The organism is Streptomyces sp. NPDC017890, assembly GCF_044328675.1.
GTDB lineage: Bacteria > Actinomycetota > Actinomycetes > Streptomycetales > Streptomycetaceae > Streptomyces.
In genome coordinates, this window is record NZ_JBIRHU010000116.1 from 1 (window position 1) to 2127 (window position 2127).

The following is a 2127-nucleotide window of genomic DNA, read 5'->3' on the forward strand; positions in this document are numbered from 1 at the left end:
CACTCCCGCATCCGCTCCGCGAACACCGGCGACGAAGACATCAGCTCCGTAGCCATCCCGACCCACTGCGAACCCTGACCCGGGAACACGAACACGCACTTGCCGCGCAGATCCGCGACGCCTTGCACCAGCTCGTGGTCCAGGCCGTCCGAGTCTGGCCCGAAGAGCGCCGCGCGGTGTTCGAGAAGGGCCCGCGTCGTTGTCAGGGAGTGGGCGACGTCGAGGCGGAGGAGTTCGGGGTGTGTGGTGAGGTGGCTGCGCAGCCGTTCGAGCTGCCCGGTGAGTGCGGGAGCCGTACGCGCCGAAACGAGCAGGGGCAGGGCCCTGGGACGCGGTTCCATCGACGAATCGGTGAGTGGCTCCGCGGCGCCCGGACGTGCGGTCACGTCGTCGGCGGCGGCAGGGACGGCAGGGGCTTCCTCCAGCACGGTGTGGGCGTTGGTGCCGCTCACACCGAACGACGAGACCGCCGCTCGGCGCGGGCGGCCCGTCTCGGGCCAGGGACGCGTTTCGGCGAGGAGTTCCACTGCTCCCGTGGGCCAGTCGACGTGGGGGGTCGGCTCGTCGATGTGCAGGCTCTGCGGCAGCACGCCGTTGCGCATCGCCATGACCATCTTGATGATGCCGGCGACACCGGCGGCTGCCTGCGTGTGCCCGATGTTCGACTTGATGGAGCCCAGCAGCAGCGGGTGGTCCGTGTCGCGGTCCTTGCCGTACGTCGCGAGGAGGGCCTCGGCTTCGATCGGGTCGCCGAGCTGGGTGCCTGTGCCGTGCGCCTCCACGGCGTCCACGTCGGACGGCTCGAGACGCGCGTTGGCGAGGGCCTGCCGGATGACGCGCCGCTGTGAGGGGCCGTTCGGCGCGGTCAGGCCGTTCGACGCTCCGTCCTGGTTGACCGCGGAGCCGCGGACCACCGCGAGGACCTCGTGGCCGTTGCGGCGGGCGTCCGACAGGCGCTCCACGACAAGCAGACCGACGCCCTCGCCCCATGCCGTGCCGTCGGCCGCTGCCGCGAACGCCTTGCAGCGGCCGTCGGCGGCCAGGCCGCGCTGACGGCTGAATTCCATGAAGGCAGCCGGGCTGGACATCACCGTGACACCGCCGGCGAGTGCGAGCGTGCATTCGCCGGTGCGCAGGGCCTGGATCGCCAGGTGCAGAGCGACGAGAGACGAGGAACAGGCCGTGTCGACCGATACCGCGGGGCCTTCGAGGCCGAGGGCGTAGGCGACGCGCCCGGAGACGACGCTGGCCGCGTTGCCGATCCCGAGGTAGCCGTCGACGCCCTCGGGTACCGCCGTGAGGCCTGCGGCGTAGTCCTGGCCGTTGGTGCCGGCGAAGACTCCGGTGCGGGTGCCGCGCACGGAGAGGGGGTCGATGCCCGCGTGTTCGAAGGCTTCCCAGGCGGTTTCGAGGAGGAGCCGCTGCTGCGGGTCCATGGCCAGTGCCTCGCGCGGGGAGATCCCGAAGAAGGCGGCATCGAACGTGGCCGCGTCGCTGATGAAACCGCCGTCGCGGACATAGGCGGTGCCGGGGGCGTCGGGGTCCGGGTCGTAGAGCCGTTCGAGGTCCCAGCCGCGGTCGGCGGGGAACGGTGACATGGCGTCCGTACCGGAGAGGACGAGCCGCCACAGGTCCTCGGACGAGCCGACGCCTCCGGGGAACCGGCAGCTCATGCCGACGATCGCTATGGGCTCGTCGTCCTGCCACGCGCCGCCCTGCGGGGTGGCGGCCGCGCTGTCGGATGCCGCGCCGATGAACTCCTCGCGGAGGTATCCGGCGAGGGCGACGGCGGTCGGATGGTCGAAGACGACGGTGGCGGGCAGCTGCCTGCCGATGGTCGCGCCGAGCTGGTTGCGGAACTCGAGGGCGGTCAGCGAGTCGAAGCCCAGCTCGCGGAAGGCACGCTCGGGGTCGATGGACGTGTGGCCCGGGTAGCCGAGCACGGCCGCGGCGTGCGTGCAGACCAGGTCGACGACGGCCTGTTCCTGTTCGGTTGCCGGGACTCCGTCCAGCCAGCGGGCGAGCGCCGAGGCGTTGTCCTCGGGGGTGGTGTGTTCGCGCAGGTGTCGTACTTCCGGTATCCCGTCGAACAACGCCACACGCCCGGCACCGAACCGCTCCCAGTCC

The 2127-nt window shown here is 71.6% G+C and carries 1 protein-coding gene; it reads right to left on the reverse strand.

The window, feature by feature from the left end; translation table 11 throughout:
* Positions 1-2127: type I polyketide synthase (locus tag ACH4F2_RS35765; protein ID WP_398136785.1), on the reverse strand; the 2127-nt coding region annotated here is incomplete at both ends.